The sequence below is a fragment of the Elstera litoralis genome (assembly GCF_000963705.1).
GTDB lineage: Bacteria > Pseudomonadota > Alphaproteobacteria > Elsterales > Elsteraceae > Elstera > Elstera litoralis.
Genome location: NZ_LAJY01000339.1, coordinates 1 through 2,952, shown reverse-complemented (window position 1 = coordinate 2,952; position 2,952 = coordinate 1). Strand labels below are relative to the sequence as shown.

2 protein-coding genes are annotated in these 2,952 nt (G+C 61.4%); one reads left to right on the top strand and one right to left on the bottom strand.

Annotation, left to right across the window (positions count from 1 at the left end; genetic code table 11):
* The coding region (locus tag VZ95_RS13130; RefSeq protein ID WP_045776250.1) for an ATP-binding cassette domain-containing protein at window positions 1–1,001 on the top strand (1,001 nt) is incomplete at its 5' end.
* 61 nt (window positions 1,002–1,062) lie between these two features.
* On the opposite strand, the gene VZ95_RS13125 is transcribed toward VZ95_RS13130, so the two are convergent.
* Window positions 1,063–2,952: methyl-accepting chemotaxis protein (locus tag VZ95_RS13125; RefSeq protein ID WP_156995288.1), on the bottom strand; the 1,890-nt coding region annotated here is incomplete at its 5' end.

Below are 2,952 nucleotides of genomic sequence, written 5' to 3'. Positions count from 1 at the left end.
ATGAAGTGGCCGAATGGATTCTCGAAATCGAACGCGGCCAATGCCTGCCGTTTGAAGGCAATTATACCGGCTGGATGCGCGATAAGCAGAAGCGCCTGGAACTCGAAGGCAAGCAGGAAGAAGCCCATAAGAAGACGCTCGACCGCGAGTTGGAGTGGGTTTCCCAAAGCCCGAAGGCCCGTCAGGCCAAATCCAAGGCGCGCCTCGCGTCCTATGAAGAGATGGTCAATCAGTCGAAGGAAAAGGCCCCGGATTCGGCGCAAATCGTGCTGCCGCCCGGCCCACGCCTGGGCAATATCGTTATCGAAGCCGAACATCTCACCAAGGGCTTCGGTGATCGTTTGTTGGTGGACGATGTTTCCTTCCGTCTGCCGCCCGGCGGTATCGTCGGCGTCATCGGCCCGAATGGTGCCGGGAAGACCACACTGTTCCGCATGATTACCGGCCAGGAAAAGCCCGATAGCGGCACCTTCCGCGTCGGCGAAACGGTGGTGCTCGGTTACGTCGATCAGTCGCGCGACGCGCTCGACCCGAATAAGACGGTGTGGGAAGAAGTCTCCGGCGGGCACGATGAAATCGATCTCGGTCGCCGCAAGATGCCGTCGCGCGCCTATTGTGCCCTGTTCAACTTCCGGGGCGCGGATCAGCAGAAGAAAGTCGGCATGCTCTCAGGCGGGGAGCGCAACCGCGTCCATCTCGCCAAAATGCTGAAAACCGGCGCGAATGTGCTGCTGCTCGATGAGCCCACCAACGATCTTGACGTCGATACCCTGCGCGCGCTCGAAGAAGCCATGCTCGATTACGCGGGCTGCGCCGTGGTCATCACCCATGATCGCTGGTTCCTCGACCGTATTGCAACCCACATCCTCGCGTTCGAAGGCGACAGCCAAGTCGTTTGGTTCGAAGGCAATTACCAGGATTACGAAGCCGACCGGAAGCGCCGCCTGGGCACCGACGCGGATCAGCCGCATCGGATTAAGTATAAGCCGCTCGCGCGCTAAGCGTTAAAAAAGAAAAGCCCCGGCACTTATCGAAAAAGTGCCGGGGCTTTTTGCTTTTTGGTTAAGCCCGGATTTGGCTGAGGAAGCGCTGCACTTCGTCCGACAGCATATCGGTATTCTGCGCCATCATATGCGTCGCCTGTTGGACGACGCCTGCCGATTTGCCCGCCAGAACGGCGGCTTCGGTAACGGTGGTGATGCGGCCCAGGGCCTCGCCCGTGCTGCTGGCGGCTTCTGAGACGTTACGGGCGATTTCCTGGGTTGCGGCGCCTTGCTGTTCGACGGCGGAGGCAACAACCGAGGCGATTTCGTCTAACTGCTGAATCGTCAGCACGATTTCGCGGATCGCCGAGACGACCGCGCCGGTGGTGCTTTGCACTTGGGCGATGTGGCGCTGGATTTCGTCGGTGGCTTTGGCCGTTTGCCCGGCGAGGCTTTTGACCTCGCTGGCGACTACCGCAAACCCTTTGCCGGCATCGCCCGCGCGGGCGGCTTCGATGGTGGCGTTCAAGGCGAGCAGATTGGTTTGCCCGGCAATATCATTGATGAGTTTCACGACCTCATCGATGCGCCCCGTGGCGGTATTGAGCGTATCGACGATGGTATTGGTCTTCTCGGCGTCCTGCACGGCGACGCGCGTAACCTCGGAGGAGCGGTTGACCTGCCGGGAGATCTCGCGGATCGAGGCAAGGAGCTGTTCGGCGGCGGCGGCCACGGTTTGCACATTCTGAGTGGCGTGCTGCGAGAGGGTGGCGGCTTCCCCCGCCTCGCGCTGGGTTTCGTCGGCGGTTTGGGACACGCTGTCGGCGGTGCTGCGCAGGCTATGGACGGAGCTTGCCACTTGATCGACGACCGATTTCACGGTGCCTTCGAAGGTATCGGCCAACTCCAGGCGCGCACGGCGGCGTTCGGTGGCGACGCGCGTGCTTTCGTCGGCGGCGCGCTGTTCAGCTTCTTTGACGGCGAGGGCATTGGCGCGGAACACTTCCATCGCGGCAGCCATCGCGCCGATTTCGTCGGTGCCGCTCTTCGGCGTCGCCACGGTCAAATCGCCATCGGCGAGGCGGCGCATGGCCCCCGAGAGCCGCGACAGTCGCCCGACGATGGAGCGCAGCACGACAAGCCAACCGATCAGCAGCGCCGCAATCAGGGCGACGCCCCCCAACACGATCAGAACGGTTTGGGCTTGCAGGCTGGTGGCGTTCGCCGCCTCGGCTTTGGCTTTCACATTGGTTTGCACGTCTTCCACTAGCCGGGAAACGGCGGATTGGAGCGCGCGGGCGTAGGAGGCGATTTCGCCCAGGGCGACTTCGGCATCGGTGCGGGCGCGGAGCTCTTCCTGGCGGCGAGTGAGAATGGTTTCCGCCCCGGCTTGGCCTTGCGGGGCCGAGCCATAGGCCAGCATATCTTCAATGGCCTGCGAGGCCGCACCGCCCAATTGGCCCAAGGCGGTATCGCCGCGCAGCCGCATCCCGAGGCCACGCATTTCGGCGGCGAGTGGATCGGTACGCAGTTTGATGAGCGATAAGCGCCCGCCATCCGGCGTATTCGCGGCTTCAGCCATATACCCGAGGAATAGATTGGCGTTGGAAACGGCGGTCAAATAGCGGCGAAACCCGCCGAAACTATCGCGTTCAATCAATTCTAACTGCGCATTGATTTCGGTTTGCGTTGCCGCCAGTCGGGCGCGCTGATCCTGTTCGCTTGCTTGGCTTAAATCGTCCAGTCGCTGCGTGATCTCGGCCATGCCGATGCTGATTTGGCGGGTGGACAAGCCGATGGGCGCGGTGAGCAGATCGAGAAGCTTACTATGGCGGGTCCGCAACTCGCTCATTTGATCGGCTTGTTTATCCGCCAGTTGGAGGCGCTGGGTTGTGAGCTTATTCTGTTGCTCGATCAGGTCCTTCAGTTGGGTCCCGTAAAGATCGATCGCATTCAGCGATTCTTTTTC